26 protein-coding genes and 3 tRNA genes are annotated in these 25,156 nt (G+C 56.5%); 13 read left to right on the forward strand and 16 right to left on the reverse strand.

The features are described from left to right. Window positions 1-43: 43 nt before the first annotated feature. Entirely contained in the window at window positions 44-2,704 is a 2,661-nt protein-coding gene (locus B4F27_RS14640) for a hypothetical protein (protein ID WP_286759987.1), read from the reverse strand. Between the two features lie 224 nt (window positions 2,705-2,928). On the opposite strand from B4F27_RS14640, the gene B4F27_RS14645 reads away from it, so the two are divergent. Next, entirely contained in the window at window positions 2,929-3,627 is a 699-nt protein-coding gene (locus B4F27_RS14645) for an SIMPL domain-containing protein (RefSeq protein ID WP_286759988.1), read from the forward strand. Between the two features lie 93 nt (window positions 3,628-3,720). Here the strand turns inward: B4F27_RS14645 and B4F27_RS14650 are convergent, their stop codons facing one another. From B4F27_RS14650 to B4F27_RS14660, 3 genes are all read right to left on the reverse strand, one after another. Next, the gene (locus B4F27_RS14650) at window positions 3,721-5,013 is read right to left on the reverse strand and encodes an O-acetylhomoserine aminocarboxypropyltransferase/cysteine synthase family protein (protein ID WP_005854311.1); all 1,293 of its coding nucleotides are present in this window, start codon (window positions 5,011-5,013) and stop codon (window positions 3,721-3,723) included. A gap of 122 nt (window positions 5,014-5,135) precedes the next feature. Continuing rightward, window positions 5,136-6,140: a hypothetical protein gene (locus B4F27_RS14655; protein WP_286759989.1), complete on the reverse strand. Its 1,005-nt coding sequence runs from the start codon at window positions 6,138-6,140 to the stop codon at window positions 5,136-5,138. Between the two features lie 121 nt (window positions 6,141-6,261). Further along, window positions 6,262-6,345, reverse strand: a tRNA-Tyr gene (locus B4F27_RS14660). 127 nt (window positions 6,346-6,472) lie between these two features. On the opposite strand from B4F27_RS14660, the gene rlmB reads away from it, so the two are divergent. From rlmB to B4F27_RS14675, 3 genes are all read left to right on the forward strand, one after another. Next, on the forward strand, window positions 6,473-7,249 hold the full coding sequence (rlmB, locus tag B4F27_RS14665; protein ID WP_286759990.1) for a 23S rRNA (guanosine(2251)-2'-O)-methyltransferase RlmB: 777 nt from the start codon (window positions 6,473-6,475) through the stop codon (window positions 7,247-7,249). Between the two features lie 10 nt (window positions 7,250-7,259). Then, window positions 7,260-7,577 (forward strand): hypothetical protein, encoded by a 318-nt coding sequence (locus tag B4F27_RS14670; RefSeq protein WP_286759991.1) that lies wholly within the window; start codon window positions 7,260-7,262, stop codon window positions 7,575-7,577. 232 nt (window positions 7,578-7,809) lie between these two features. After that, complete coding sequence (locus B4F27_RS14675; protein WP_278425665.1) at window positions 7,810-8,277, forward strand: CoA-binding protein; 468 nt, start codon at window positions 7,810-7,812, stop codon at window positions 8,275-8,277. A 50-nt stretch (window positions 8,278-8,327) separates the two neighbouring features. Here the strand turns inward: B4F27_RS14675 and B4F27_RS14680 are convergent, their stop codons facing one another. From B4F27_RS14680 to hisA, 3 genes are all read right to left on the reverse strand, one after another. Beyond that, on the reverse strand, window positions 8,328-8,633 hold the full coding sequence (locus B4F27_RS14680; protein WP_064215640.1) for a phosphoribosyl-ATP diphosphatase: 306 nt from the start codon (window positions 8,631-8,633) through the stop codon (window positions 8,328-8,330). Next, window positions 8,630-9,391, reverse strand: coding sequence for an imidazole glycerol phosphate synthase subunit HisF (gene hisF / locus B4F27_RS14685; RefSeq protein WP_037963902.1), 762 nt, complete (start codon window positions 9,389-9,391; stop codon window positions 8,630-8,632). Before hisF ends, B4F27_RS14680 begins: the two co-directional genes overlap by 4 nt. A gap of 90 nt (window positions 9,392-9,481) precedes the next feature. Next, window positions 9,482-10,198, reverse strand: coding sequence for a 1-(5-phosphoribosyl)-5-[(5-phosphoribosylamino)methylideneamino]imidazole-4-carboxamide isomerase (gene hisA / locus B4F27_RS14690; protein ID WP_037963903.1), 717 nt, complete (start codon window positions 10,196-10,198; stop codon window positions 9,482-9,484). Between the two features lie 143 nt (window positions 10,199-10,341). Here hisA and B4F27_RS14695 point away from each other — a divergent pair, with 143 nt between their 5' ends. Further along, window positions 10,342-10,731 (forward strand): DUF2147 domain-containing protein, encoded by a 390-nt coding sequence (locus tag B4F27_RS14695; RefSeq protein WP_074634550.1) that lies wholly within the window; start codon window positions 10,342-10,344, stop codon window positions 10,729-10,731. Between the two features lie 130 nt (window positions 10,732-10,861). Then, on the forward strand, window positions 10,862-11,254 hold the full coding sequence (locus B4F27_RS14700) for a DUF2147 domain-containing protein (RefSeq protein ID WP_286759992.1): 393 nt from the start codon (window positions 10,862-10,864) through the stop codon (window positions 11,252-11,254). Window positions 11,255-11,269: 15 nt separating this feature from the next. On the opposite strand, the gene hisH is transcribed toward B4F27_RS14700, so the two are convergent. Both hisH and hisB read right to left on the reverse strand, forming a co-directional pair. Continuing rightward, complete coding sequence (gene hisH, locus B4F27_RS14705; protein ID WP_286759993.1) at window positions 11,270-11,908, reverse strand: imidazole glycerol phosphate synthase subunit HisH; 639 nt, start codon at window positions 11,906-11,908, stop codon at window positions 11,270-11,272. 2 nt (window positions 11,909-11,910) lie between these two features. Next, complete coding sequence (gene hisB, locus B4F27_RS14710; protein WP_286759994.1) at window positions 11,911-12,498, reverse strand: imidazoleglycerol-phosphate dehydratase HisB; 588 nt, start codon at window positions 12,496-12,498, stop codon at window positions 11,911-11,913. Between the two features lie 150 nt (window positions 12,499-12,648). Between hisB and B4F27_RS14715 the strand changes: the two genes are divergently transcribed. Both B4F27_RS14715 and B4F27_RS14720 read left to right on the forward strand, forming a co-directional pair. Then, window positions 12,649-12,888, forward strand: a complete 240-nt coding sequence (locus B4F27_RS14715; RefSeq protein WP_005854294.1) for an Lrp/AsnC ligand binding domain-containing protein — start codon at window positions 12,649-12,651, stop codon at window positions 12,886-12,888. A 101-nt stretch (window positions 12,889-12,989) separates the two neighbouring features. Continuing rightward, window positions 12,990-13,220 carry a hypothetical protein gene (locus B4F27_RS14720; protein ID WP_235183796.1) on the forward strand — a complete coding sequence of 77 codons (231 nt, stop codon included), beginning with the start codon at window positions 12,990-12,992 and terminating at the stop codon, window positions 13,218-13,220. Between the two features lie 2 nt (window positions 13,221-13,222). Here the strand turns inward: B4F27_RS14720 and B4F27_RS14725 are convergent, their stop codons facing one another. After that, window positions 13,223-14,167: a response regulator gene (locus B4F27_RS14725; RefSeq protein WP_286759995.1), complete on the reverse strand. Its 945-nt coding sequence runs from the start codon at window positions 14,165-14,167 to the stop codon at window positions 13,223-13,225. A gap of 312 nt (window positions 14,168-14,479) precedes the next feature. Here B4F27_RS14725 and B4F27_RS14730 point away from each other — a divergent pair, with 312 nt between their 5' ends. Further along, window positions 14,480-15,145, forward strand: coding sequence for a hypothetical protein (locus B4F27_RS14730; RefSeq protein WP_286759996.1), 666 nt, complete (start codon window positions 14,480-14,482; stop codon window positions 15,143-15,145). A gap of 670 nt (window positions 15,146-15,815) precedes the next feature. Here the strand turns inward: B4F27_RS14730 and B4F27_RS14735 are convergent. The 4 genes from B4F27_RS14735 to B4F27_RS14750 form a co-directional block, all read right to left on the reverse strand. Continuing rightward, window positions 15,816-15,890: transfer RNA gene (locus B4F27_RS14735), tRNA-Gly, on the reverse strand. A gap of 237 nt (window positions 15,891-16,127) precedes the next feature. Further along, complete coding sequence (ctaD, locus tag B4F27_RS14740) at window positions 16,128-17,801, reverse strand: cytochrome c oxidase subunit I (protein ID WP_005854284.1); 1,674 nt, start codon at window positions 17,799-17,801, stop codon at window positions 16,128-16,130. A gap of 319 nt (window positions 17,802-18,120) precedes the next feature. Continuing rightward, window positions 18,121-18,777, reverse strand: coding sequence for a lipoyl(octanoyl) transferase LipB (gene lipB / locus B4F27_RS14745; protein ID WP_074634544.1), 657 nt, complete (start codon window positions 18,775-18,777; stop codon window positions 18,121-18,123). Window positions 18,778-18,813: 36 nt separating this feature from the next. Further along, entirely contained in the window at window positions 18,814-19,485 is a 672-nt protein-coding gene (locus B4F27_RS14750; protein ID WP_037944581.1) for a DsbA family oxidoreductase, read from the reverse strand. A 174-nt stretch (window positions 19,486-19,659) separates the two neighbouring features. On the opposite strand from B4F27_RS14750, the gene B4F27_RS14755 reads away from it, so the two are divergent. Next, a tRNA-Leu gene (locus B4F27_RS14755) sits at window positions 19,660-19,745 on the forward strand. A 68-nt stretch (window positions 19,746-19,813) separates the two neighbouring features. Here B4F27_RS14755 and B4F27_RS14760 read toward each other — a convergent pair. After that, window positions 19,814-20,962, reverse strand: a complete 1,149-nt coding sequence (locus B4F27_RS14760) for a trans-sulfuration enzyme family protein (protein ID WP_286759997.1) — start codon at window positions 20,960-20,962, stop codon at window positions 19,814-19,816. A 254-nt stretch (window positions 20,963-21,216) separates the two neighbouring features. On the opposite strand from B4F27_RS14760, the gene purB reads away from it, so the two are divergent. The 3 genes from purB to B4F27_RS14775 all read left to right on the forward strand — a co-directional run bounded on the left by purB (window position 21,217) and on the right by B4F27_RS14775 (window position 24,254). Next, window positions 21,217-22,521 (forward strand): adenylosuccinate lyase, encoded by a 1,305-nt coding sequence (purB, locus tag B4F27_RS14765; RefSeq protein WP_005854277.1) that lies wholly within the window; start codon window positions 21,217-21,219, stop codon window positions 22,519-22,521. Between the two features lie 179 nt (window positions 22,522-22,700). After that, complete coding sequence (locus B4F27_RS14770; RefSeq protein WP_286759998.1) at window positions 22,701-23,225, forward strand: tetratricopeptide repeat protein; 525 nt, start codon at window positions 22,701-22,703, stop codon at window positions 23,223-23,225. Between the two features lie 126 nt (window positions 23,226-23,351). Beyond that, window positions 23,352-24,254, forward strand: a complete 903-nt coding sequence (locus B4F27_RS14775) for a lysophospholipid acyltransferase family protein (protein ID WP_286759999.1) — start codon at window positions 23,352-23,354, stop codon at window positions 24,252-24,254. Window positions 24,255-24,282: 28 nt separating this feature from the next. Here the strand turns inward: B4F27_RS14775 and B4F27_RS14780 are convergent, their stop codons facing one another. Beyond that, complete coding sequence (locus B4F27_RS14780) at window positions 24,283-24,981, reverse strand: DUF1223 domain-containing protein (RefSeq protein ID WP_286760000.1); 699 nt, start codon at window positions 24,979-24,981, stop codon at window positions 24,283-24,285. Window positions 24,982-25,156 lie beyond the last annotated feature (175 nt).

Here is a 25,156-nt window from a genome sequence, read left to right on the forward strand (position 1 = left end):
GATGCGGCTTTTTCATGTGGCGAGCAGTCAGATCTTGCGGGGTTTAGCCGCGGGGCATCTTGAGGACGACATCGCGCCCGCGGCGGTTATACCGCAATTCGGCCTCGCCAATCGCGGAGACGCGGCCGCCATCCAGACGATCCCCGACGGCAACCTTTTGGTACCGCCCGTTGCTCAGCCGGATCAAGGCGCGGCGGCTTGAGGGTTTGCCGTAGACTCCGATCAGATTGATTTGACGCAGTTTGATCGCATTTTTCACAGTTGCCTGCTTCGATACGGAGGCTTTCGATGGCAGGGAAGGCTGTACCACCTGCGGCGTGACCGCAGCCGGCGCACTGGCGACCGTCACAGGCGCAGGCTGCGCCCGTTCGGCCCGACGTACGATGCGCGAAAAGTTACCGGGGCGCGTGTCTGGTCGCTTGGACACTTCTGTCGCGTATTGCGTCGCGTTGTTCACGGGCTCTTGCGGCAAGGCGGCTTTGATCGCGGCGGCTGCTGCCTCTGCTGCGGCGTCAACCTCGGCCTGTTTGGCTGCAGCAGCGGCCTTGATGACATCGGCGCTGCGCAGGGTTGGGCGGAACGCGGCAAGTTCGTTGCGGGTCACCCCGCCCAGATTAGCGCGCTCGTTCTGTTCGGGCAGATCCTCGGGGCGCAGCTTGGGGCGAAAGCCAAGCAGGGCCGCAACAACCGTATCCTCGACCTCTTGCTCTTCGACCGCACCGGGGCGGGCGAGGGTCGCAGGGGGCACACGGGCCGGTTGCCCGGCGAAAACCAAAACCCCATCCGCGTTCAACGTGCCATTCGGACTTGGAACAACCAGACCACGATCATCCAGTGTGAACGACGTGCCTGCCGCCGCCGGAGGGGCCGAGCTGATATCGACCGTATCCCCGCCAAAGGACGCGAGCGTCGGCAGTGCAACAGCGTCATTCGAGGTGCTGACGGGATCGATGCTGGTCATGAACAGATCATCCAGCGTCACCATCGACGGCGCTTTTGGTGTCTTTGGCGCGATGGCCCAAATGCCGGTTGTCGCGTATTTCGCTTCGATTTCCTGCGCGGTCAGCTCGCGCGGTTGCAGCTGCTGTGGCACGCGCATCGCGTCCAAAACCGCACCGTCCTCATCGCTGAGCGTGGGATCAAGCGCGGCGACAGTGGTGTCAGCCGTAGTCTCGGGCGGGGCCTGGGGTACGATGGGGTCCTCGCGGCTTTCCACCTGCTGTTTGACCGCCGGCTCCGGAGGGGCAGAGGCGGTTTGCGTGGTGTCACGACTGCCAAAGAGCCGCGAAAGCGCTAACCCATCATCAAGGAAGACAGACGCCCAAGCTGCGACGCCCGCGAGGAACACCAGCAAAGCTGCGGTCAGGACCAGCCCCAAAAAGCGCGGCTTGCCTCCGATGGACTGCTCTTTGCGGGCCCCGAAAACGGTCATCTGGTCGACTTCGCTGGCCCCCGTGGCAAGGGCCTTGCCGGGAATGGGGGCCGCTTTTGCGGCAATTGGTTGGGGCGGAGGTGGTGTCGCGCGGGGCTTGCGGCGTTTCAGAAAGCCGAAAGGCGACGACTTGGCAGGTTGTGTGTGTTTGGCACCGGTTAACGAACTGCTATCGGGGACCGGCCCGCCCGTGTGCGACAAAGGCTGCACGCTACCGCGCGCGGCGGCACCCGTGACGATGGGCGCGCTGCGTCTGCTGGAAAAATCCGCGGGGGCTTTGGTAGCGGCAGGTGCCGCGGGCGGGGCTTTGGAGACGGCGGGCGCGGGCTTGGGTGTCGCTGCCACATTTTTTTCAACAGATGGGGCGGCTGGTTTCTGTGCCGCGGGTGCCGGTGCCTTGCCAGCTGACGCTTCGGGCGTTTTGGCGTGGGCGGGGGCCGACGCCTTGCTTGGCGGGGGCGTCACCGATGGGGACGCGGGTGCAACGCGAGGCGCGTCAAGCTTTGCCGCTTTGGGCGCGGGGGCGTCTGCTGGTTTCTGGCTTGCAGGCTGAGGAGCATCAGCCGTCTTTGCTTCCGGCGTTGCGGCATCAGCCGCCAGAGCATCCAACGTGCTGTCACCCTCCTGCGACGCATCCGCCGTCACATCATCGGCTTTACCGGGGTTTTCCGCCTTAGCAGCCGTATCACCTTTCGGCGGCGAAGTATCCGCCGGCGGCAGCTCCACATCGCCCAGGATAACGAATGGCCCTTTGTCACGCTCCACAGAATCGCCCGGCTCCAACCACTTGGGGGCGGAGTCTGTTGGGCCGAAAAACGCCTCGCCGGTAAAATCATGATCGTCGGACTGGGCGGCAAAGCTGACGGGGTGAAAACGATGCTCGGTCGCGAAGGCTTCGGCCTCGGCCAGTGTTTCGCGGGCGACGGCGGCGATATGCGTGCGGGGGCCGTCATTGCTGATGTCAAAGACCAGATCTTCGACGGCATAGGGCGTCGCGCCATCAAGCGCCACCTCGGCCTGTTCGCGCCGCGCCTGATCGCTAAGTCCCGCGGTGTCGATCGTCATGTATTTGATTTGATCGTTCGGAATCAGCAGCTTACTGCGCAGGCCGCTCGGCTCTAGCGCGGTGGCGGTGCTTCGCAAGGCGGCCAGTTGGGCGGCCATATCCTCCGCGTCGACGGCCACTTCACCCACCTGCCGCCATCCATCAGGGGCGCGGTGCAGGAGGCGAATACCTTCGAAGGAGAGAGACAGTGCAAAATTGGGCTTCATTGGAACGCTTTTGACTAGAGGCATTGGGACGGTGGGACATTCGGACGGCAGCAGATTGCCAATACCATGGGGATCGCCTGCAAAACAGAGCGCCCGTTCACAGCAAAAGAATAGAGCAGTAGTTTGCTCATGAAAAGAGCGGAGCGCAGAGGAGGCTTGCGGCAACTTAGGCGGGAGGTCACATATGTTGCCAAGGGATATCACAGTAAAAAAAGGTCATGAATATGCGAATGTTGAAAATTGCCGCGATCGTCTGTGCCGGTTTCGCGTCAGGTGCGCTGGCGCAACAAGCGCCGCAGGGGATCACCGTGAATGGCGAGGGCATTGTATCGCTTGCCCCTGATACCGCGACGATCCGCTTGGGCGTGAGCGAGCGGGCGGCCTCTGCTTCGGACGCAATGGCGCAGACTTCGGAAAAAGTGCGCGGCATTCTAGACCAATTGGACACATTGAAGATCGCGGGCCTCGACCGTCAGACCAGCGGGCTTTATCTGCGGCCCGTCTATGACAACCGCCCTCGCGAAGATGCGTCCCCGGTGGAAGTATCGGGCTATGAGGCGGGTAACACCGTCAGTGTGACGGTTCGCGATTTAAGCAAACTTGGGCAATTGCTTGATGCGGTCGTGGCCGAGGGCGCGAATGATTTCAACGGCTTGCAATTCGGATTGCAAGATAATGCAGCGGCGCTGGCCAAGGCCCGAGAGAGTGCCGTTGAGGATGCGATGGCGCGTGCGCAGCAGCTTGCAGATGCCGCTGGCGTTAAGCTTGGTAAACTCACCAGCATGTCCGAATCGAGCCAGGGTTTCCGCCCGATGGAAATGCGGGGTGCCCAGATGAAAACTATGGATATGCCCATCGAGACCGGAGAGATCGACATCAGCGCGCAAGTCACGCTGCAGTTCGAAATCGCCGAGGCTGACTAACTCTCTGCTGCCTCGCGGCATTTGAAGGTTTGAATGGGTAAATATACCCCCGCCGAAGGGTTGCTTTGGCGGGGGTCTTTTATTGGTCGTAACCTAAGCCGTCGCTTTGGCTAGCGCTTGATCAAGATCGGCGATCAGGTCGGCGGCATCCTCTGTCCCGATGGAAACGCGCACAACATTCGCGCCGGCGCCCGCGGCTTCTTGCTGCTCGGGGCTAAGCTGACGGTGCGTGGTGGAGGCAGAGTGGATGATCAGCGATCGGGTGTCGCCAAGATTTGCGACATGGCTGAAAATCTCCAACGCATTTACCAATTTGACGCAGGCGTCGTATCCGCCCTTCACCGCAAAGGTGAACAACCCGCCGGCCCCCTTGGGGCAAACGCTTTTCGCACGCTCGAAATAGGGCGAGGATTCCAATCCCGCATAGGTGACATAGTCGACGCGGTCATCGTTCTCGAGCCAAGTCGCGATTTTCTGGGCGTTTTCTACGTGGCGTTCCATGCGCAGCGAAAGTGTCTCTGTCCCCATCAGCGTGTAATGCGCGGCCTGCGGGTTCATTGTCATGCCAAGATCCCGCAAACCGATGGCGATGCCGTGGAAGGTAAAGGCCAAGCCGCCAAAGGTCTCGTGAAAGTTGAGACCGTGGTAAGCAGGTTCCGGTTGGCTCAGCGACGGGAATTTATCATTCGCGGACCAATCGAACTTGCCTGAATCCACAATACAGCCGCCTGTTACCGTGCCGTTGCCGGTCAGGTATTTCGTCGTCGAATGTACCACCAGAGTCGCGCCAAGTTCGATCGGGCGGCACAGGTAGGGCGTCGCCGTTGTGTTGTCGATGATCAGCGGAACGCCTGCCGCATCCGCCACGTCGGCAATGGCACGTACGTCCATGATGTAGCCGCCAGGATTGGCAATGGCTTCGCCAAAGATCGCGCGGGTATCGTCGTCAACCGCTGCTTTCACGGCATCAACGTCGTCAAAGTCGACAAACTTGCAAGACCAACCGAAACGTTTGATCGTTTGGCTGAACTGCGTCACCGTGCCCCCATACAGACGGGTAGAGGCGATAATGTTCTTGCCCGGCCCCATCAGCGGGAACAATGCCATAATCTGTGCCGCGTGCCCGGAAGAGCAACACACGGCACCAACGCCCCCCTCAAGCGTGGCGATGCGTTCCTGCAAGACAGCAACGGTCGGGTTCGTCAGGCGGGAATAGATGAACCCCACCTCTTGCAGGTTGAACAACGCCGCCGCGTGGTCCGCATCGCGAAACACATAGGCCGTGGTTTGGTAGATCGGCGTCTGCCGCGCACCGGTCGCCGGATCAGGTTTAGCCCCTGCGTGTATCTGCAGGGTATCAAAACCATAGTTGGGGCTATCTGTCATCGTTGTTCTCCCTAAAATTGTCTTCAATATGGTTAGGTGAACCGATGTGAACGCACAAGCTGTAGGTCGCTTCTGTCACGCTTAGGAGGTTGTTTACCGACTCGGATGAAATGCGGTCGACGCTACCGCATCCAGTAGCCGTTTGATTTCAAACGATTCCGAATGGCCTGCTCTTTGCGCGGCAGGTTGTCCTGATCAAACAGAGCCCGCGCCTTGCGACCGCGGCCTTGATAGACCATCCGCTTGATCGGCTCCGAACCCTTTAAAACTTTCTTCAGTTTATTTGGTGCTGCAATCGTTTCTAAAGTGTCAACGACGTGGTCCGGTTCGCGCGCGTAAAGCAAGGGCAGCAGGCGATAGTGGCAGCTAACAGACCCGTCGATCAGCCCGTCAGGCAAGGTATCGCGCGCCCCACCAAGCGCATGAATAACTAGCGGCAACGCGACTTGGTCAAGCCAAGGGTCAAAAGACTGCGCGCAAAGCTCTTCCGGCGCGTCATCGCGGATCGCCAGCGCATAGTGCAAAAACTTTTCACCAAATTCGTGAGGGCAGCGATAGAAAAAGAAACCTGCGTTGAAATACAGATACCGTTGCCAATAGTCGTCGGGCTGAGACAGGTCGAGGCTGCTGTCAAAATCTAGGTCAAACTTGTCATAAAGGGATTTCCACAGACCGGCGTATTGTGGTCCGTACAGCTGGGGAGCAGGCCATGTGTTTGTGCGCCGCATGGATGCCATCGGGCGGTCAAAGTCGAAGGGGACCGACATCAGGTCGCCAGTGATCAACGTGTCCGTATCGAAGAAAACGAAGGGCTCAGCTTTTGGAAGCGCATTGAGCATTTCGATTTTATTTCCATATGGATAGCTCTCACCGAAGTGCTTTGTGTCAAACGGGATCACCTCTGCGCCAAGGTTGTGGAGCGCGCTGATAACATCGGGGTTCTTGATTCGTGGATCATCCGACCAAAGCGGGCCGGGCTGCGGCTCCATCACATAGAGGTTGCCCGAAAAATGGGGGCTGTGGTGGCGCAGTGATGCGGCAAACAACAGAGCCTCATAAGCCAGCCGCCCGTGTTGCCCGACGATCGCGATGTTGAAAGCCTGATCCGGCCGGGAAGCATGGGACACGGGTCACCCCTATCATTTCGTATGCGTTCTAAATGCATAAGATGTGTCACAAATTCACATCGGAACACAATGTATCAAACGGCTGTGCCGCTATACTTAAGGATAGTCGAAAAGGGGAAAGTGGTGGGCGACCCTGGAATCGAACCAGGCGTGCGTCTCCGCGAGGGAGTTACAGTCCCCTGCCACACCTTGCGGCCTGTCGCCCACTTTCACCCTGTGCATTGCACCGGATGTGAAGGCGTGATTACAAGCGGGCAGTATAGGCGTCAAGGCGAAAACCGGCGCGAAATGCAGGGAATTTTACCTTGCGATGAAAGATAGAAGGTTCGGCGATGAAAAAACCTAAGTGGGTTGTGCAAAAAGAGCAGGAAAAAAAGGCAGATGCGAACCAAACAGTTTGGTTGTTTGGCCTTCATGCAGTGCGCGACGCGCTGGAAAATCCCGCGCGTGAAAAGATTAAGCTGATGGTTACGCCGAATGCTCAGATCAAGCTGGAAGAGGCGATTGCCAAGGCCGGCATTGAACCAGAGGTCGTTGATCCGCGAAAATTCCGCCCGCCGCTGGACCCCGGGTCGGTGCATCAAGGAGCCGTACTAGAGGTCAAACCGCTGAGCTGGGGGACGCTCAAGGATGTCTGCATCGGGGCCGAAGCACCGCGCGTGTTGCTGCTGGATCGGGTGACAGACCCGCATAACGTTGGTGCAATTCTGCGGTCCGCAGAGGTATTAGGTGCATCGGCGGTTGTGGGCATGCGTCATCACGCTGCGCCCGAGACCGGGGCGCTTGCGAAAACAGCGAGTGGCGCGATGGAGAGGCAGCCATATTTGCGTGTCCGGAACCTAGCCGACGCGATCAAGGAGCTTCAATCGATGGGGTATCTTGTTCTTGGTCTGGACGGCGAAGCCGATATGACTGTCGAATCTGCGCTGGAGGGGAAGCGCGACCGTCCGGTGGCGCTTGTGCTGGGGGCCGAAGGGCCAGGTCTGCGTGATAAAACCAAAGAAACGGTCGATGCGCTGGTCCGAATCGACGCAGGCGGCGGGTTCGGTTCGCTAAACGTGTCAAATGCAGCGGCAATCGCGCTATATGCGTCGCGGGATCACAGCTGAGCATAATTGCATGAATTACCCGACAAAAATCGCGACATGCTGTTTTTGCGGCAGCAAGGCAGCGCTGACATTGGGGGCAGGGCGGCACGAGCTGGCTTGCGCACAATGCGGCGCACCATTGCATGATCTGAAACAAATTCCGCTCCCTCGCGATTCTGAAAAGCCCAATACCGGCGGCAGGCCTGCGGCGGGGATGCGGAAATTTCCACATGCCCAAGCGGCAGCTGCTATTCGCAAGCCTAAGCATCGAAAAGTGAAGAAAAAGAAAACCTGGGTCACAAAGATCGCGAGTGAGGTCGCGGATGTGATCGACGATATATTTGACTAGTTTACGCTACCAGAAGCGAGATTCGGCGGAAAATGGCTGGCGCATTCATCGTTTCTTCACGGATTTGTCACATGCTCTTTGAATGGAGAAAATCGTTCCTACCTATTGTGTATGACGGCGAGTTTGGAACTCTCGCCGATCACCTAACTGTCCCTCGTTCCATACCTTTGCGCCCTCACGTTTATCGTCGAGGGCGCTTTTTTTTTGAACCGTTAGAGGTTTAGTAAGAGGCATGACCTACACCGATACCCAATTGAAAAATATTCTGACGCAGACGAAGCGGATCGCGGTCGTGGGGGCTTCGTTGAACCCGGTTCGGCCAAGCTATTATGTCGCGCGATATTTGAAGACCAAGGGGTACGATATTGTTCCGGTAAATCCGGTGCATGCTGGGAAGACACTATTGGGGGTAACGGTGGTTTCGCAGCTGTCAGACATCGGGGGTGGCGTTGACATGGTCGATATTTTTAGACGGTCAGAGACTGTGCCAGAAATCGTTGACGAGGCATTACAGGTGTTTCCTGATCTGGCGACGATCTGGATGCAAATCGGGGTGCAGCATGCTGAAGCTGCCGCAAATGCGGAAGCAAAGGGCCTGACCGTTATTCAAAACAGATGCCCGAAGATTGAATATCAGCGCCTTTTCGGCGAATTGCGCATGGGAGGCTTTGCAACGGGAATAATCTCCAGCAAGCTTTGACCCCAGTTTGCTACACGTCAAGAAATATACTGTGGTAAACGTGCCCCGTGTTAGCGGGCGGCTTTTTCAGCGAGGCCACTTTGCGCCTGTCGGCGGCTCAGTTCATCCAGTACATCTGACAGCGCGACGTCGCGGGATGCGAGCATGACAAGCAGGTGGTACAGCACATCTGCGGCTTCCGATGTAAGACCAGCTTTATCGTCCTTCACGGCCTCAATGATCGCTTCGACCGCTTCTTCACCGAATTTTTCGGCGCATTTCTCGGGGCCTTTTGCCAGAAGCTGCGCCGTCCAACTGCTTGATGGATCGGCAGTTTTTCTTGATTGGATTGTTGCAAATAGATCGTCGAGCGTCATGAAAGCCTCATTGGGATACCGGCATCAGCCATGTGTTGTTTCGCCTGAGCGACCGTAAATTCGCCGAAGTGAAAGATCGAGGCTGCGAGCACCGCTGAAGCGCCGCCCTGAACGACGCCATCGACAAGATGATCCAGCGTTCCGACACCGCCAGAGGCGATGACAGGCACAGAAACCGCGTCGGAAATCGCGCGCGTTAGCGGAATGTTAAACCCTTGCTTGGTACCGTCACGGTCCATTGAGGTAAGTAGAATCTCTCCTGCGCCTTTCACTGTGACCGTCTTTGCGAATTCGACTGCATCTATGCCCGTGGGTTTGCGGCCACCGTGGGTAAAAATCTCCCATTTTCCGGGGGCGACGGTTTTCGCATCGATGGCACAGACAATGCACTGGCTGCCGAATTGGTCTGCTGCCTGCGCAATAATGTCCGGATTAGCCACCGCGGCAGAGTTAAAGCTGACCTTGTCGGCGCCAGCCAAAAGCAGGGCGCGAACATCTGCAACGGTGCGTACACCGCCACCTACAGTAAGCGGGATATAGCAGTGTTCGGCTGTGCGTGTGACCAGGTCGAACATGGTACCACGGTTTTCATGTGTGGCGTGGATATCAAGAAAACAAAGCTCGTCCGCCCCTGCAGCGTCATATGCGATCGCTGCGTCAACCGGGTCACCGGCATCGCGCAAGCCAACAAAATTAACGCCTTTGACAACGCGACCATCGGCGACATCGAGGCAAGGAATAATACGGGTCTTAAGCATGTCTTCTTTCTCGCGACGGGGCAGCGGAAAAAACCGTTGGAGGGCTGTCTGCCCTCCAAACCACCCGAGGATTTGAAACCATTTGGAAACTCAGGCGAGGGCCTTCAAAGCTTCGCTCAGGTCGATCGCGCCATCATAAAGCGCCCGGCCGGAAATGGCACCGGATATCACGCCAGTTTCTTTCAACGCCTCAAGGTCAGCAAGGGAGCTGACGCCCCCGGAGGCGATGACAGGAATATTGACGGCACGCGCCAAAGCGGCGGTGGCGTCAATGTTTGGACCGCCCATGGCCCCGTCTCGCATGATATCGGTGTAGATCAGCGCCGCGACACCTGCATCTTCGAAAGATTTAGCGAGATCTGTAACCATTACGTCGGTTTCCTCAGCCCATCCCTTGGTTGCCACGCGACCATTTCTGGCGTCAATGCCGACCGCGACCTTGCCAGGAAAAGCTCGCGCTGCTTCACGCACCAACGCGGGATTTTCGACCGCGACAGTGCCCAGAATGACGCGTGCCAGACCCTTGTCCAGCCAAGCTTCGATCGTCGCCATATCGCGAATGCCGCCTCCTAACTGGGCGGGGACGTTGCAAGACTTCAAAATCGCTTCCACCGGGGCGGCATTGACCGGCGTCCCTGCGAAGGCACCGTTCAAGTCCACCAAGTGAAGCCAAGTGCAGCCCGCATCCACAAACTCACGGGCCTGCGCCGCGGGGTCATCGTTGAAAACAGTGGATTTTTCCATGTCGCCGTGCACAAGACGAACGGCTTGGCCGTCTTTAAGGTCAATAGCGGGGTAGAGGATCATAGTGTTGCCCTTGGCATTGGGGGAGTTGGTTTCAATTGCCACGGCGGGCGGGTTTTTGCAACGCGGCAGAGGTGTCCCCTACGTCAAGCTTGCCTGAATCGTCGTATTGGCTTCAATCTGAGAGCATATCGGGAGGATATATCATGAAAAGAACGATTATTGCGGCCATCGTTGGCATTGGTTTTGCAGGAACAGCCATGGCTGCCGACCCGGCGGTTGGCGTTTGGAAAACGCAACCGGATGACGGGGCTTATGCGCATGTCAAAATGACCCCCTGTGGCGGGGCGATCTGCGGTACGATTCAGCGGACGTTCAACGCGTCGGGCGAATATAAGTCCGAAAATATCGGCAAGCAGTTGGTCATCGACATGAAACCTGACGGGAGCGGCAAATATGCAGGTAAGGTTTGGCGACCTTCAAACAACAAAATCTACATCGGCAAGATGAGCGTCGCCGGTAACAGCCTGAAACTGTCGGGCTGTGTCGCGGGCGGGTTGCTGTGTTCAAAGCAGGACTGGCAGCGGGTCCAGTAACCTTCATTTCCATCCCAAATGAGTGGGATTTGCGCGAATCGGGACGCGGGTGTAGACTATGCCCGCGCCTTGGTTTTTTGGTGCGTTGCTAAAAAGCTGTAAGGCATGTGTCGCTTGGGGGAGTGATACGATGTTTTTAACAAAATATATTTTCTATGCTGCTATTTTTGCAGCTTCTTCGACGACTGTATTTGCTGATGTAGTTGAAGGTGTCTGGAAATCTGCGCCGGATGTTAACGGATTGGTTGTTCACGTGCGGGCGAAGCCCTGCGGCCCTGCGTTATGCGGGACAGTCGAGCGTGCCAAGGATCGGCGTGGATATGACAAACGCTCTACAGCGGTTGGCAAACGGGTCTTCTGGGATATGAAGCCGCAACCAGACGGAAGCTATGTCGGCACGTTGCTGGAGCCTTCTGCCTCAAAAAAACATAAGGCGAAGATTTTGGTCGACGGCAATGCGATGCGGTTACAGACCTGCACAGGAAATGCTTGCGACGAAATGATCTGGACCCGCCTTCGGTAGAAGGCGGTGCCCGGTTCAGGGGCACCAGTTCAGAAAGTTCGCAATCATACGAAGGCCGGTTGTCTGGCTTTTTTCCGGGTGGAATTGCATGCCGATCATGGTGTCACGGCCGATAACAGCAGTGACGTCACCAGCATAATCGACATGCGCCAACCGCTCGGACTCGTTCTGTACATCCATATGGAAACTATGGACAAAATACGTGTGATCCCCGGTTTCGATTCCGTCGAAAACGGGGTGAGGCTGGTCTATGACAAGGTCGTTCCATCCCATATGCGGTACTTTTAGGGATGGGTCGCGTGGCGTGATCTTGGTCACTTCGCCACTGATCCAGCCTAGGCCTGCTGTGTCTTCATACTCGCGCCCCATGGATGCCATCAACTGCATGCCCACACAGATCCCAAGAAAGGGGCGGCCCTTGTCGACGGCGGATTCAACCATGGCGGCATAGATGCCGCTTTGACCTTTCAGCGCGGCCATGCAGGAGGGGAATGCACCATCGCCGGGCAGGACAAGGCGGTCGGCGCGCGCCACGACATCGGCGTCAGCAGTGACCACTACATCGCCAGCATTACACTCACGCGCCATCCGTTCGAACGCCTTATGCGCCGAATGAAGGTTGCCCGATTCGTAATCGATAATCGCAGTTAACATCGTTACAGCGCACCCTTGGTCGAGGGGATATCAGAAGATTTCCGAGGGTCGGTTTCTACCGCTTCGCGCAGGGCGCGGGCGACAGACTTAAAGACGGCCTCGGCGATGTGGTGGCTGTTCAGGCCATGCAGCATATCAATGTGCAAGGTGATCCCGCCATGCGTGCTGAGCGCCTGGAAAAACTCCCGTACCAATTCGCTGTCGAAATTCCCGATTTTTGCAGTCGGCAGGTTCACATTCCAGATCAAGAAAGGCCGCGCCGACAGATCAAGCGCGGTACGCACCAAGGCATCGTCCATTGGTAGCAGGCACGCGCCGTAGCGGCGAATGCCGCGTTTGTCGCCCAATGCCGTGCTTAGCGCTTGGCCCAGCGTGATGCCTACGTCCTCGACGGTGTGGTGGTCATCAATGTGAAGATCGCCGTTTGCGCTGATTTTCATATCGATCAGTGAGTGACGCGCCAATTGATCCAGCATGTGATCGAAGAACCCGATGCCCGTGTGGTTGGTGTAGGACCCTGTCCCGTCGAGGTTGATTTCGACGCTGATCTCGGTCTCTGCGGTCGAGCGATTGATGGTGGTCTGGCGCATATGAATATCTCCGTCTTTCGGGCTCTTATAGCAGGGCAGGCCGTCGCGCCAAGACAAAGCGTTTCGCTGCCGATCGGTCCCAATCAGCGATTGCGGCTGTTGCCCCCTTATGTCAGCTTGGACGTGTTGTAACCAGCCTAAGGCCTGTCCATGTCTACCTGCGTTTTTATCCAGATCCGGTGCCGGCCCGGCAGTACGTATCGCGTTGCCGAAGAGGTCGCGCTGCGGGAAATACACTCCGAGCTGTATTCAACCTCTGGTGATTACGATCTTTTGATGAAGCTTTATATTCCTTCGGGAAAAGATATTGGCGTTTACATCAACGATAACCTTCTGGACATCGAAGGGATTGAACGTTCGCTTACAACGATGACGTTCAAAGCGTTTTGAGGCTCCTGCTTTCTGCGCTTCTTTGCGGATCAGTTCTTTGGGGGCCAGCGCATGCGCTTACCTATGAAGGGGAAGAGGCCGCGGCGCTGCGCTGCGCCAATATGATCGCCTATACGGCGGTGACCTTGGCGCGTGCGGACATGATCGGTGAGGATGAAAAGACCATCATGCTGGGCGTAACGGTCCTGATCCTAGAACGCCACGTGAGCGGCACGCGGGCGCAAAAGAAATCCGCCATGGGCAAAATGCGCGACCGCCGCTCGATTGATCAGACGCTAGAGGATTACCGCAAACATGCGGCGCAGTGTCTGGTGCAATTCCCGATCAACTAGGATCAGGCGGCGGCGCATTTGCTCGCATAGCGCATTTCAGCCCGCGATAGCGCCCGTTCGAAGGTCTTTTTCACCCGTTGGGTCCGGTTCGCATTCGGCGCAATGGGCGTGCCGACTGACAGGCTGATGCTATCTGCCGTCAGATCATCGCTTAGCAAGTTCAGCGCGTCCAGCTTGGCCTGTAGGCCAGCCTCCATCCGGTCCCATTCGGGCAGGTTCGGGTCGCGCGTAATACACAGGAAGGCACCGTTGCCTTCGTAGGACATCAGCAGATGGGGGCAGGTGATAAGATCGGTCAGGGTTTCTGCCACGCTGGTAAGGAGATGAAGAAAACTCTGTTGTGACGTTTCTTCGAAAATACGTTCCGCATCATCAATCGACACGCCGAAAACCTGATAGTTGTCCAGTTCGTTCCGATCGAGCTGCGTGATGTAGTTTCCAAGGGAGAATGACAGGATCAGCCTGCCGACATTCGCCAAAAAGACCTTGTCGGCCAGTGTGATATCTTCAGCTACCTGTGTGCCTTCTTTGGACAGGTCGCTCGCGTCGATGCGTTTGATGGTCTTGGATGACACCAAAAGACGTTCGGCCACGCGAATGCGGTTGTAGATGTCCTTCAGGTTAAATGGCTTGGCGATGTAGTCATTCGCACCGGCGGCAAACGCTTTCTCGATAGAGATCGAATCTGTCTTCGCCGTCAGCATCAAAACCGGTTTGTCCTCATACCCGGGGACAGTGCGAATTCTTCGGCAAAGCTCGATCCCGTCCATTTCCGGCATATCGACGTCCAGCAGCAAGCAATCGAATGGCACCTTCTGAGCTTTGATCATGTCGAGAGCAGCCGGACCCGAAGGGGCCGTGTGCAGATCGTTCAGGTCTGCCTGTTCAAACATTGCGGGAAGGAGTTCTAGAATGAATGGATCATCGTCGACTGCTAGAATTTTCAATGTGGTCTCCTTCCAAGATTTGCTTCGGGGCTCCTAGGCAACCTATGTCGAACTCCCTAAACGATAGTGAACAAAACCGGCAAGAATATGACTTTTTAAAAAATTCACCCTGTGCGGGAACTATGGGCATTTGTGGCACGAAGGTGAATAGATAAACGTTAACGTCGGAAAACTTCATGGCGCTGATGCCGTAAAATCGGCATAATTTTCGTCTATTCGTCGCGAATAAGCCTAGCTCAACGGATCCATGTAATGAAAACCACTGTTCTAACGATTTCCCTCGCCGCTGCCGTTCTTGTTTCAGGATGTGCTGTGCCCACTGCCGATCGCGCTGCGCAATTCGGCCCTTCGTCCGGCACGCTAAGCTTCAAAGAAAACCGTGAGAACGACGCCGGTATGGTGGAGCAAACCGCCGCGCTTGACGCGTTGATGCGCGATATTGTCCGCAACTCCACAATCAAGCATGCCGCGGTTGGTGCCGCGGTGGGCTGCGGTATCTCGGTGCTTGCCGCATCCGATGCCTCGGGCTGCCTGCGCGCCGCTGCGGCCGGTGGCGTTGTTGGTGCGGTGAGCGGGAATCTCGCTGGAAAACGAGAGGTCGCCCAACGGATGGAGCTGGTTTCTGCCAATGACCTTGTGCGCAGTATCCGCAAGTCCAATGACCAGCTGGATGATATCACGACACATCTTCCCCAGATGCTCGCACAGCAGCAAGAAGATGTGGCGACGTTGAATCAGCTCAAGGCCTCAGGGGCGATTTCGGAGGATGCCTATGACGCGCAGCTCGCCGATATACGCACCAGCCGCGCAGAGGTCGCCGAGGCGTTGGTTCTGTCGGCCGACCAGGCGAAGCTGGCGCAGAACAACCTGGCCGAAGCGGCCGATCAGGGTCAAACCGGTTTGGAGTGGCACATTCGCGCCATCGAACAGATGGAACGTGAAACCCTATCAGCACGATCGACGATATCTCTTCTTTAAGCAGACAACAATTGCGTCACCGGCGTTTGCTGAATGGCGGTCGTGTTCATAGTGCCATCATTCGAACAGGTATAAGCCGACGCAGGCGGGTGCTTTCAGCGCCCGCTTTTTCTTTTGATCACAACGGTATTTGACTGACGTTAGGCGTCGGCAGAAACTCGTTCGTTGCCATATTGAAACATGCTCTATGTTTGGCTCTGACGCACGCGGCTGGGGCGTTTAATCCAACTCATCAGCGATGATCCGCAAGGACAGGCAGAGCGCGTAGAGCCTCGCGAATATCCACGTGCCCCAGCTTCGTTGGTACTGGCCTGAAACGCCTCACGTGCTCTCGCAGGGGGGGTATCGGGCCCCGTTGTGCTACTGCCCTCAGAGAGAGGCCTAGGGAACCCTTGTCGGCCACAGAGTGAGGGCATTCAGCGGTGAAAGCTTTGTCACTTGCTGCTTGGGCGTATCATTGTGGCGACAGTATATTTTGCGCCGTAGCCGTGCCTGCTTCAACCCTGATCAGAGTTCTAGACTGGGCACCAATGAACGGACCGTTGTCCGAACTGGTAAGTGTGCTGGCCCTTTGTGGGCCTGTGAACAGCTTCATTGTTTTGGGGCCCAGAACAGCAAAAGGCCACCCGAAGGTGGCCTTGCTGTCCTGCTGGGTAAGCAGAGAACCAGTTGGAGCGGGCGAGGCGATTCGAACGCCCGACCCTAACCTTGGCAAGGTTATGCTCTACCCCTGAGCTACGCCCGCATCCTCTGGTAGGGCGTGGAATACCCATAGCAGCGGTGAGCCGCAAGAGGAAAAATAACATTTTTCGAAATTAATTTCAGACAATTTTGGGAAGCCCTTATTTTACTGGGGGACGTGGTAAAATTTCGGCTAACCGCCGATAAACATTCGTCTTTATGAAACTGTACCGAGTGTCGGTGTAGAACGAAAAAAGGCCCCAACCGCCGTTGGAGCCTCTCATTTCAATGTTGTGCTAGCTTAGTGGCTAGGCTGTTTGTCCCATTCTTCCTGCTTGGGAAGAATTTCGAACGTATGCTCTGGTGGGGGGCTTGCCAGCGTCCATTCCAGAGTGTCCGCATATTCGTTCCAAGGGTTCGCAGCTGGGCTACGGGCCCCACGTGTCAACGTGTAGAACATAACACCGAAGAAGAAGATAAAGGACGCAAAGCTGAGGAACGCGCCGATCGACGACCACAGGTTCCAATATGCAAAAGCATCAGGATAATCGATATAGCGACGTGGCATGCCCTGACGGCCCAGGAAGTGCTGTGGGAAGAACGTCAGGTTCGCGCCAATGAACATCGCCCAGAAGTGCAGCTTGCCAGCCCATTCAGGATACATGCGGCCCGTGAACTTCGGCAGGTAGAAATAAATACCGGCGAAGATCGCGAAGACGGCACCAAGGCTCATCACATAGTGGAAGTGCGCAACCACATAGTATGTGTCGTGGTAGTAGCGGTCCACAGCTGCCTGCGAGAGAACGATACCTGTCACACCGCCAACGGTGAAAAGAAACAGGAAGCCGAAGGCCCACAGCATAGGTGTTTTGAATTCAACCGAACCACCCCACATGGTCGCAATCCAGCTGAATACCTTAACGCCCGTCGGCACCGCGATAACCATAGTAGCCAACATGAAGTAAGCTTGTTGGTTCAGAGACATACCAACGGTGTACATGTGGTGCGCCCAAACGACGAAGCCCAATGCGCCAATCGCGATGATCGCCCAAACCATCGGAAGATACCCGAAGATAGGTTTGCGGCTGAAGGTCGCGATGACGTGGCTGATGATGCCGAAGCCTGGAAGAATAATAATATACACTTCGGGGTGACCAAAAAACCACAGAATGTGCTGATACAAAACCGGATCACCACCGCCTGCTGGGTCAAAGAATGCGAATCCGAAGTTGCGATCCATCAAAAGCATGGTGATGGCACCGGCCAAAACGGGCAGGGACAGAAGGATCAACCAGCTTGTAACAAAGATGGACCAGCTGAACAGCGGCACTTTGAACAACGTCATGCCAGGGGCGCGCATGTTGAGGAATGTTGTGATCATGTTGATCGCACCCAGGATCGACGACGCGCCGGATACGTGCACAGCGAAAATTGCGAAATCCATCGACATGCCGCCTTCACGAACAGAGAGCGGCGGATAGAGAACCCAGCCCACACCTGAGCCAAGCTGGCCGCTGCCGCCGGGTGTCAGCACGGAGCAGACTGCAAGCGTTGTGCCGCCGACATATAGCCAGAAAGAGAGGTTGTTCATCCGCGGGAACGCCATGTCAGGCGCGCCAATTTGCAATGGCATCAAATAGTTACCGAAACCACCGAACAAAGCGGGAATAACCACGAAGAACATCATCAAGATGCCGTGCGCGGTGATCAGAACGTTCCAAAGGTGGCCGTTTGGCGTACAGGTCGCTGCGCTATCAGCGATAAACCGCGCGCCTTCCATACACATATATTGCACGCCTGGGTGCATAAGCTCCAAACGCATATATATGGTGAAACATACAGAGATGAAGCCAACGAGGGCCGAAACAATCAGGTACAATAGCCCGATGTCTTTGTGGTTTGTGGACATAAACCAGCGCGTGAAAAATCCGCGCTCGTCGTGATGGTCTTGCCCGTGAATGGCTGCGTCTGCCATGCGGTGCCTCCTGAGATTGGGTTGTCAACTCACACCCCGACAGGGGGCGCGCATTGAATTAAGGTTCGTTCTAGTGCGGCTTGCCAATATGGGCAATGGCCGCCTTTGACGCAGGGCACGAAAAAAGACAGATCATTTATCAAACTGTGTCGGAGGCGCACAGCCTTGTAGTGACGGGGGTAGGAGGTGTCAGAAGTGCTCATCATGCTGGATGACATACGCCTCTAGCGATGAAGAAACCGTAAAGCCGCGGCGGAAATAGCACGAGCGCAGTGAAACGTTTGAGCGGCGAGGTACATTATCCGTCTTTGGGCGCGTACTAAGACAGCGGAGGGAAAACCGTGTCGAACTGCGCTTTCAGGGCGATATCAACGTCTTCCATCGTAACTGGCAGGCCAAGGTCTACTAAAGACGTAACGCCATGTTCTTGGATCCCACAGGGGACGATCCCGGAAAAATGCTCAAGATTTGGATCAACATTTATGCTGATTCCGTGAAAGCTGACCCATTTTCTAAGCCGGATACCGATCGCCGCGATTTTATCTTCACGAATACCGCCTTGCGCCGCGAGCGGTTTCTCGGGGCGTTCCACCCAGACGCCGACGCGCCCCTCCTTGATCTCGCCTTTGATGGTAAAGCTTGCAAGGGTCGCGATCACCCAATGTTCAAGGTCTTGAACAAAACGTCTGACGTCCCGGCCGCGTTTACCGACGTCCAGCATCACATAAACAACCCGCTGCCCCGGCCCATGGTATGTGTACTGTCCGCCGCGGCGCGTTTCATATACCGGAAACCGCTTTGGGTCAGTCAAATCTTCCGATTTTGCTGAGGTGCCGGCAGAATATAGCGGAGCATGCTCTACAAGCCAGACGCATTCATCGGCATTCCCCGCGGCGATAAGGGACGCGCGTTCCTCCATCCATGCTTCGGCTTCCCGGTAATCGACAAGGCCCTTGGAGGTGATCCATTCAACCATTCTGTGCGCACCGTTGAGCCGAGGTAAACGAGACAGTCATTCCGCGGCGCTTACCTCTTGAATTACTTTTTGGATAATTTGCACATAATTATCGACACCCTGCGCACCGGTCACAAGGTATTTGCCCGCGAAGATCATTGAAGGCACGCCAGAAATTCCCTGCGATGTCCAAACCGACTGGCGTTCGCGAACACGTTCTACATGGCTGCCGCTGTCGAGAACGTCCTGCGCAGAACTACGATCCAATCCGACATCTGCAGCGACATCAACGAGGACACTATGGTCTGAAACATCCAATCCCTTCGTAAAATGTGCTTCAAACAACGCAAGCTTAAGTGGGTGCTGCAGGTTCTGATCTTGAGCCCAATCCAGCAATTGGTGTGCAGCAAAGCTGTTGACGATGCGGCTATCGGCGTTGAAATTGAAGTCGATTCCAAGTTCTGTGCCAAGCTGCACAAGATGCGCGCGGTTTTGCGCCGATTGCTCAGGCGATGCACCATATTTTTCGGCAATATGTTCGGTCAGGTTCTGACCTTCGGGGCCCATTTGGGGGTTAAGCTCGAAAGGGTGCCAGCGGATGAACGCGCCAATGTTCAAGGCGGCTAACGCCTGCTCTAGCTGGCGGTACCCGACAATACACCAAGGGCACATCACGTCAGAAACGATGTCGATCTGCAGGGCAGGGGGATCTATGGGCGCTTGGGTCATAATGTTCCTCGGTTCATATCCTCCTTTAAGTTTACGTCTTCGCCTTGTTTTTCAAGCCACCCCGCCCGATTGAATGATAAATCACACGAATCTGAACAAGGACTTAATCTGGCGCAATTTTGCTCTTCACTTTGTGAAAGAGTTTGTCTAAACGACCCTCACCAACCATGGCGTGCGGTCGTGGCGGAATGGTAGACGCGCAGCGTTGAGGTCGCTGTGGGGTAACACCCGTGAGAGTTCGAGTCTCTCCGACCGCACCACTGGTTGTATCCTTCAAATCATCTTCGAAAGACATGGGGTCCCGGGGCGCGAGCGCCCCGAAGTATCTTTATGCATCAAGCGCTTGGCTCAAGTCGCGTTTTAGATCTTCGATATCTTCAATCCCCACCGATAAACGCAGCAACCCTTCGGGAATTCCGGTGTGGGGTTCGATAGTGTGGCGGTGTTCGACAAGGCTTTCGACCCCGCCCAAAGACGTTGCGCGATGGAAAACTTCCAGCTTGCCGACAACTTCCAGCGCCGCTGCGCCGCCACCCTTTACAATGCACGACATAAGCGATCCAAATCCTCCTGACATTTGCCGCGTCGCCAATTGGTGGCCCGTATGTGACGCAAGACCCGGATAAAGAACCTTTTCAATCTTCGGGTGATTTTGCAAAAATTCTGCCAATTCCATGGCGTTGCACGACATGTGCCTAGCGCGCAGGGGCAGGGTGCGCATCCCGCGGACCAGCAACCATGCTTCAAACGGGCCGATAACCGCGCCTGCATCATGCCGGTCCGCTTTGATATCTTCCCACACGCGGCCCGTGACGTCATTGGTCGCCAGAACGCCCGCCAATACGTCCGAATGGCCATTAATGCCCTTTGTGGCAGAATGCATTACAACGTCGGCACCGTGTTTAAGCGGCTGTTGCAGAATCGGCGTCGCGGCCGTGCTATCCACCACAAGCAGCCCACCCGCGCTATGCACCGCATCAGCCGCAGCCTGGATATCGACCACGCGAAGCCACGGGTTTGATGGAGTTTCGATGAGCGCCAAGGTTGGTCCAAAGCTCTCGCAGGCGGCGGCAAACGCCGCCTTGTCAGAGGCTTCGACCTCTCGCAGTTCAATGTCACGCCGGGTGCAGAAATCCCGGATCCACTTGGTGGTGCCCCAGTAAATCTGGCTTTGCACCAGCACGCGCCCGCCATTTGGGACGGTACGGAAGACGGCGGCAAGCGCTGCCATGCCTGACGGGAACAGCAGCGATTCTTTCGCCCCCTCCAGTTGAGAGAGCACTTTTTCTGCAACGCGTACAATATCGCTCTGATCGCGCAGGTAGATGTTGTCTGCACGCAGCGGTTGGTATGTTTCATCCCGCAGATAGGTCGTGGCCATAGGCAGCGCCGGAACCACCCCGCCGGTTTGCGCATCAACCGCTCCCGCTGCTTGGGCAGCAATCGTAGCGGGGCTTAAGCGAGACGTATCAGACATTTCTTAGCGATTCCTTAATAGCGTAATATATTCAATTTCCGGCACCTTTGCCTGTCCGAAGGTAAACTGCCAGACCTGAATGGGACAAACCCGTCCCTTCTTCATTTTGCTCTGAAAACTCCCGCCGGAGGCGCCTATGGGCGAGGCAGTAAGCGTCCCTGCCTTGGTGGCACAAGGGTTCAGACTTGTTCTTTACCCCCCCGCGGTCTATCCCGCGCGTACATCAAAACACCCCAAAACAAAGGTATCACCACATGATTCCCCGTTATTCCCGCCCCGAGATGGTTGCGATCTGGTCCCCCGAAACCAAGTTCCGCATCTGGTACGAGATCGAGGCGCATGCCTGTGACGCCATGGCCGACCTTGGGGTGATCCCGCGCGAGAATGCGGAGGCGGTTTGGAAAGCCAAAGATGTCGAGTTTGATGTCGCGCGAATTGACGAGATTGAAGCCGTTACAAAACATGACGTTATCGCGTTCTTGACGCATCTGGCAGAGCATGTGGGCAGCGACGAGGCGCGTTTTGTGCACCAGGGGATGACCTCTTCTGACGTATTGGACACCTGCTTTAACGTGCAATTAACCCGCGCAGCTGATATTCTGATCGAAGACATGGGTTTGCTGCTGGCCGCGCTGAAACGCCGTGCCATGGAACATAAAAATACTGTACGCGTCGGGCGCAGCCACGGGATCCACGCTGAACCCACAACGATGGGCCTTACCTTTGCGCGCTTTTATGCAGAGATGGACCGCAACCTGACGCGGCTGAAAACAGCACGCTCCGAGATTGCTACCGGTGCGATTTCCGGCGCTGTGGGGACATTTGCGAATATCGATCCGCGGGTCGAGGAACATGTCTGCGAAAAGCTGGGCCTGTCGCCCGAACCCGTGAGCACGCAGATCATCCCCCGTGACCGTCACGCGGCATTTTTCGCAGCACTTGGTGTGATCGCCAGCTCTATCGAGAACGTTGCGACCGAAGTGCGGCACATGCAACGGACCGAAGTCTTGGAAGGGGCTGAGTTTTTCTCGGCAGGTCAGAAGGGGTCTTCGGCGATGCCGCACAAGAAAAACCCTGTGCTGACCGAGAACCTGACCGGGCTGGCCCGTACAATTCGGATGGCTGTGATTCCAGCGATGGAAAATGTCACCATGTGGCATGAACGCGATATCTCCCACTCCAGCGTTGAGCGTGCGATCGGCCCCGACACCACCATCACCCTTGACTTCGCGCTGCACCGTTTGACCGGCGTCATCGACAATATGCTGATTTATCCTGACAACATGCTCGCAAATATGAACAAGTTTAGCGGTCTTGTGATGTCGCAACGTGTCTTGCTCGCGCTCACGCAGGCCGGCGTGAGCCGCGAAGACAGCTACAAGCTGGTTCAGCGCAACGCCATGAAGGTCTGGGAAGACGGCAAGGATTTCAAGACCGAGCTGCTGGCTGACGAAGAAGTCCTCGCCGCACTAAGTGCAGAAGAGATCGAGGAAAAATTCGATCTGGGCTACCACACCAAACATGTTGATACGATCTTTAAGCGCGTCTTCAAGGACTGATACACGCGCAGGCATTTAGGGCTGCATCGCTTGACGGCGGTGCAGCCTTTTTGATTCAAAAACTACGTATTAATGCCCTATCTCGCGCCATATCGTGACGTTAGGGTGGAACCTAGTGCTTTACCTATGGCGTGGATCGTCTAACATCAGCCGTGTATTTAGTTCAGGAGTGTTTGAGTATGCGTGTTGTGTTTGCGTCCATCCTGTCATTGGCTATTCCTTTCGCGGCCTTTGCCGCTGGCTCCAATGATACGTCCCCACCGAAGCCCGTTGTGAAATGCGAAGACGGGCAGGTGTATGACAAGAAGTCAAAGACCTGTATCGATGCAAAGGATAGCCGGTTAACACCGGATGACCTTTATCAAACTGTTCGTGAACTGGCCTATGCAGGCGAATACTCGGATGCGCAGATCGTTCTTGCCGCTATGCCTGAGCATGACGATCGTCGCTTGACCTACATGGGGTTCACGACGCGCAAAATGGGCGACCAAGCTGGCGGAATGGCGTTCTATGCGCGTGCGCTGGCAGCCAACCCTGCGAATGTTCTCGCGCGGTCCTATCGCGGGCAAGCTTTGGTAGAGCAGGGCGATATCCCCGAAGCTTCGGCCGAACTTCGTGCCATTCGCGCGCATGGCGGGGCAGGGACATGGGCCGAAACCTCCTTGCGGACAGCGATCGCAACCGGTCAGACGTTTAGCTATTAACCAGCCGCTGTTACATCCGGTGGCGCATCGCCGCCCGGGTGAAACACGCTTGTTGCGCGGGGCCCTGCGCGGTATGAACGGCAGGCCCCGCCCCTTAGGGGCGCTTTTCCTTGCAGGCAGATGCGCATGGCCAGTCCCAAATATCCCAAGAAAGTTCGATTTAGCCGACGTGCAGGGCACTACCTGACCAATGCCTTTATCGTCGGCCTTATTCGGCTGGCTTTGGTGCTGCCCTATAAAGCGCGCATAGCCTTCGTCGGCTGGGTCGTTCAACATGTGATCGGTCCGGTCGCGGGATATCGGGCGCGGGCGCTTGAAAATCTTGCGATGATCTGGCCGCAGATGCCGCAAGAACGGCGCGCAGAAATTGCCTCAAAGTGCCTTAACAATGTGGGGCGCAGCTTTATCGAAAACTATTCGGCGCGCGACTTCCCCAAGCGTATGGCAAAGAATACGCCGACCGGCGCAGGCGTCGCGGCGCTGGAAAAAGCGGCAGAACAAGGCAAGCCGGTCATTCTGGTGACGGGCCACTATGGCAACTACGAAGCGATGCGTGCCTGTCTTGTGGCGCGGGGGTATGACATCGGCGGGCTCTACCGCAACATGAAGAACCCTTATTTCAACGCGCATTACGTCCAAACGATGGAGGCTTTCGGCGGCCCTGTCTTCCCGCAAGGCCGGCGCGGCACGGCGGGTTTCGTACGGCATCTAAAAGACGGCGGGCAGCTGGTACTGCTGTTTGATCAACACGTCTTTGGCGCGCCAGCGCTCGATTTCTTGGGGCAACCTGCCAATACAGCGCTTTCTGCCGCCGAGCTGGCACTGCGCTATGACGCGCTGTTGATCCCGTTCTACGGCATTCGACAGGCTGATGGGGTGTCATTCGACACGGTGCTGGAGGCACCTGTGCCACACAGCGATGCTGTCACGATGACGCAGGCTTTGAATGACAGTCTTACCGCACGGGTCGAAGCGGATCCCGGGCAATGGTTCTGGGTCCATCGTCGCTGGCGCATCCACGACAATTAATGCCTAAACATCTAGGTGTTTTGAGCGACTACTTGATCCGCGCCGCTGCCACGATCGGCCCCGCGTTGCTGCGCTGCACCAGCACAACCACCGGCATATCGCCGGTGATGGCGGCAGAGAGCGATAGCGGCGCTTGCCCGTCCCACTGGTCAACCGTCTGCCAGCCTTCGACGATGTTATAATTCTCGAACGTGTGGCCCGCGTTTTCTCCGCGTTTGACCTGCGTGACCGCCATCGGATAATAGCGCAACATGTGCACATCAAACGGTCCGGCGGCACCCGATACGGTATGCGCGTTGATGCGCAGGGTTTCCCCGTCGCGTGCGATAGATAGGTCGACCTGCGGAGCGTCTTCTTTGTGCTTGTTGATCGCCTCCATCAACTTCATGGGTTTGGCACCGACCACATCGGACTGGCCGTTGACGATCATCTCGGGCGTGTAAATCGACGTCCGCCCACCGGTCAGCGCGTAGGCGCGCTGGCGTTCGGCGTGCTCGGGCGCACCAAAGGGGTCTTGCCAGCCGATATAGTCCCAATAATCCACATGCAACGCCAGCGCGATCACGTCGTCCCGTTTGGACAGCTCGGCAAACATCTCGTCAGCAGGAGGGCAGGAAGAGCACCCTTGCGAGGTATAGAGTTCGACGACAACGGGGCGATCCTGAGCAAAGGCGGGCGCTATGGACAGCAGGCCAGCGGCAATCAGGGACGTAAACAGGCGGGGCATCGCAGGGTACTTTCGGTTTGGATGCACAATTCGTAGACTGCACCCGTTGTAATTACCACTCAACCTTTGTTGAGGCGCTGTAACGTCACGGGATTGCGTATGAAATGCCTCAATCCAGTACACAACGGTATACAAAAGCGCCAGAAGCGCGTGTTTGCAGTTGAAACGACCCGCG

It is taken from the genome of Sulfitobacter sp. UBA1132 (assembly GCF_002311545.1).
Classification (GTDB): Bacteria; Pseudomonadota; Alphaproteobacteria; order Rhodobacterales; family Rhodobacteraceae; genus Sulfitobacter; species Sulfitobacter pontiacus.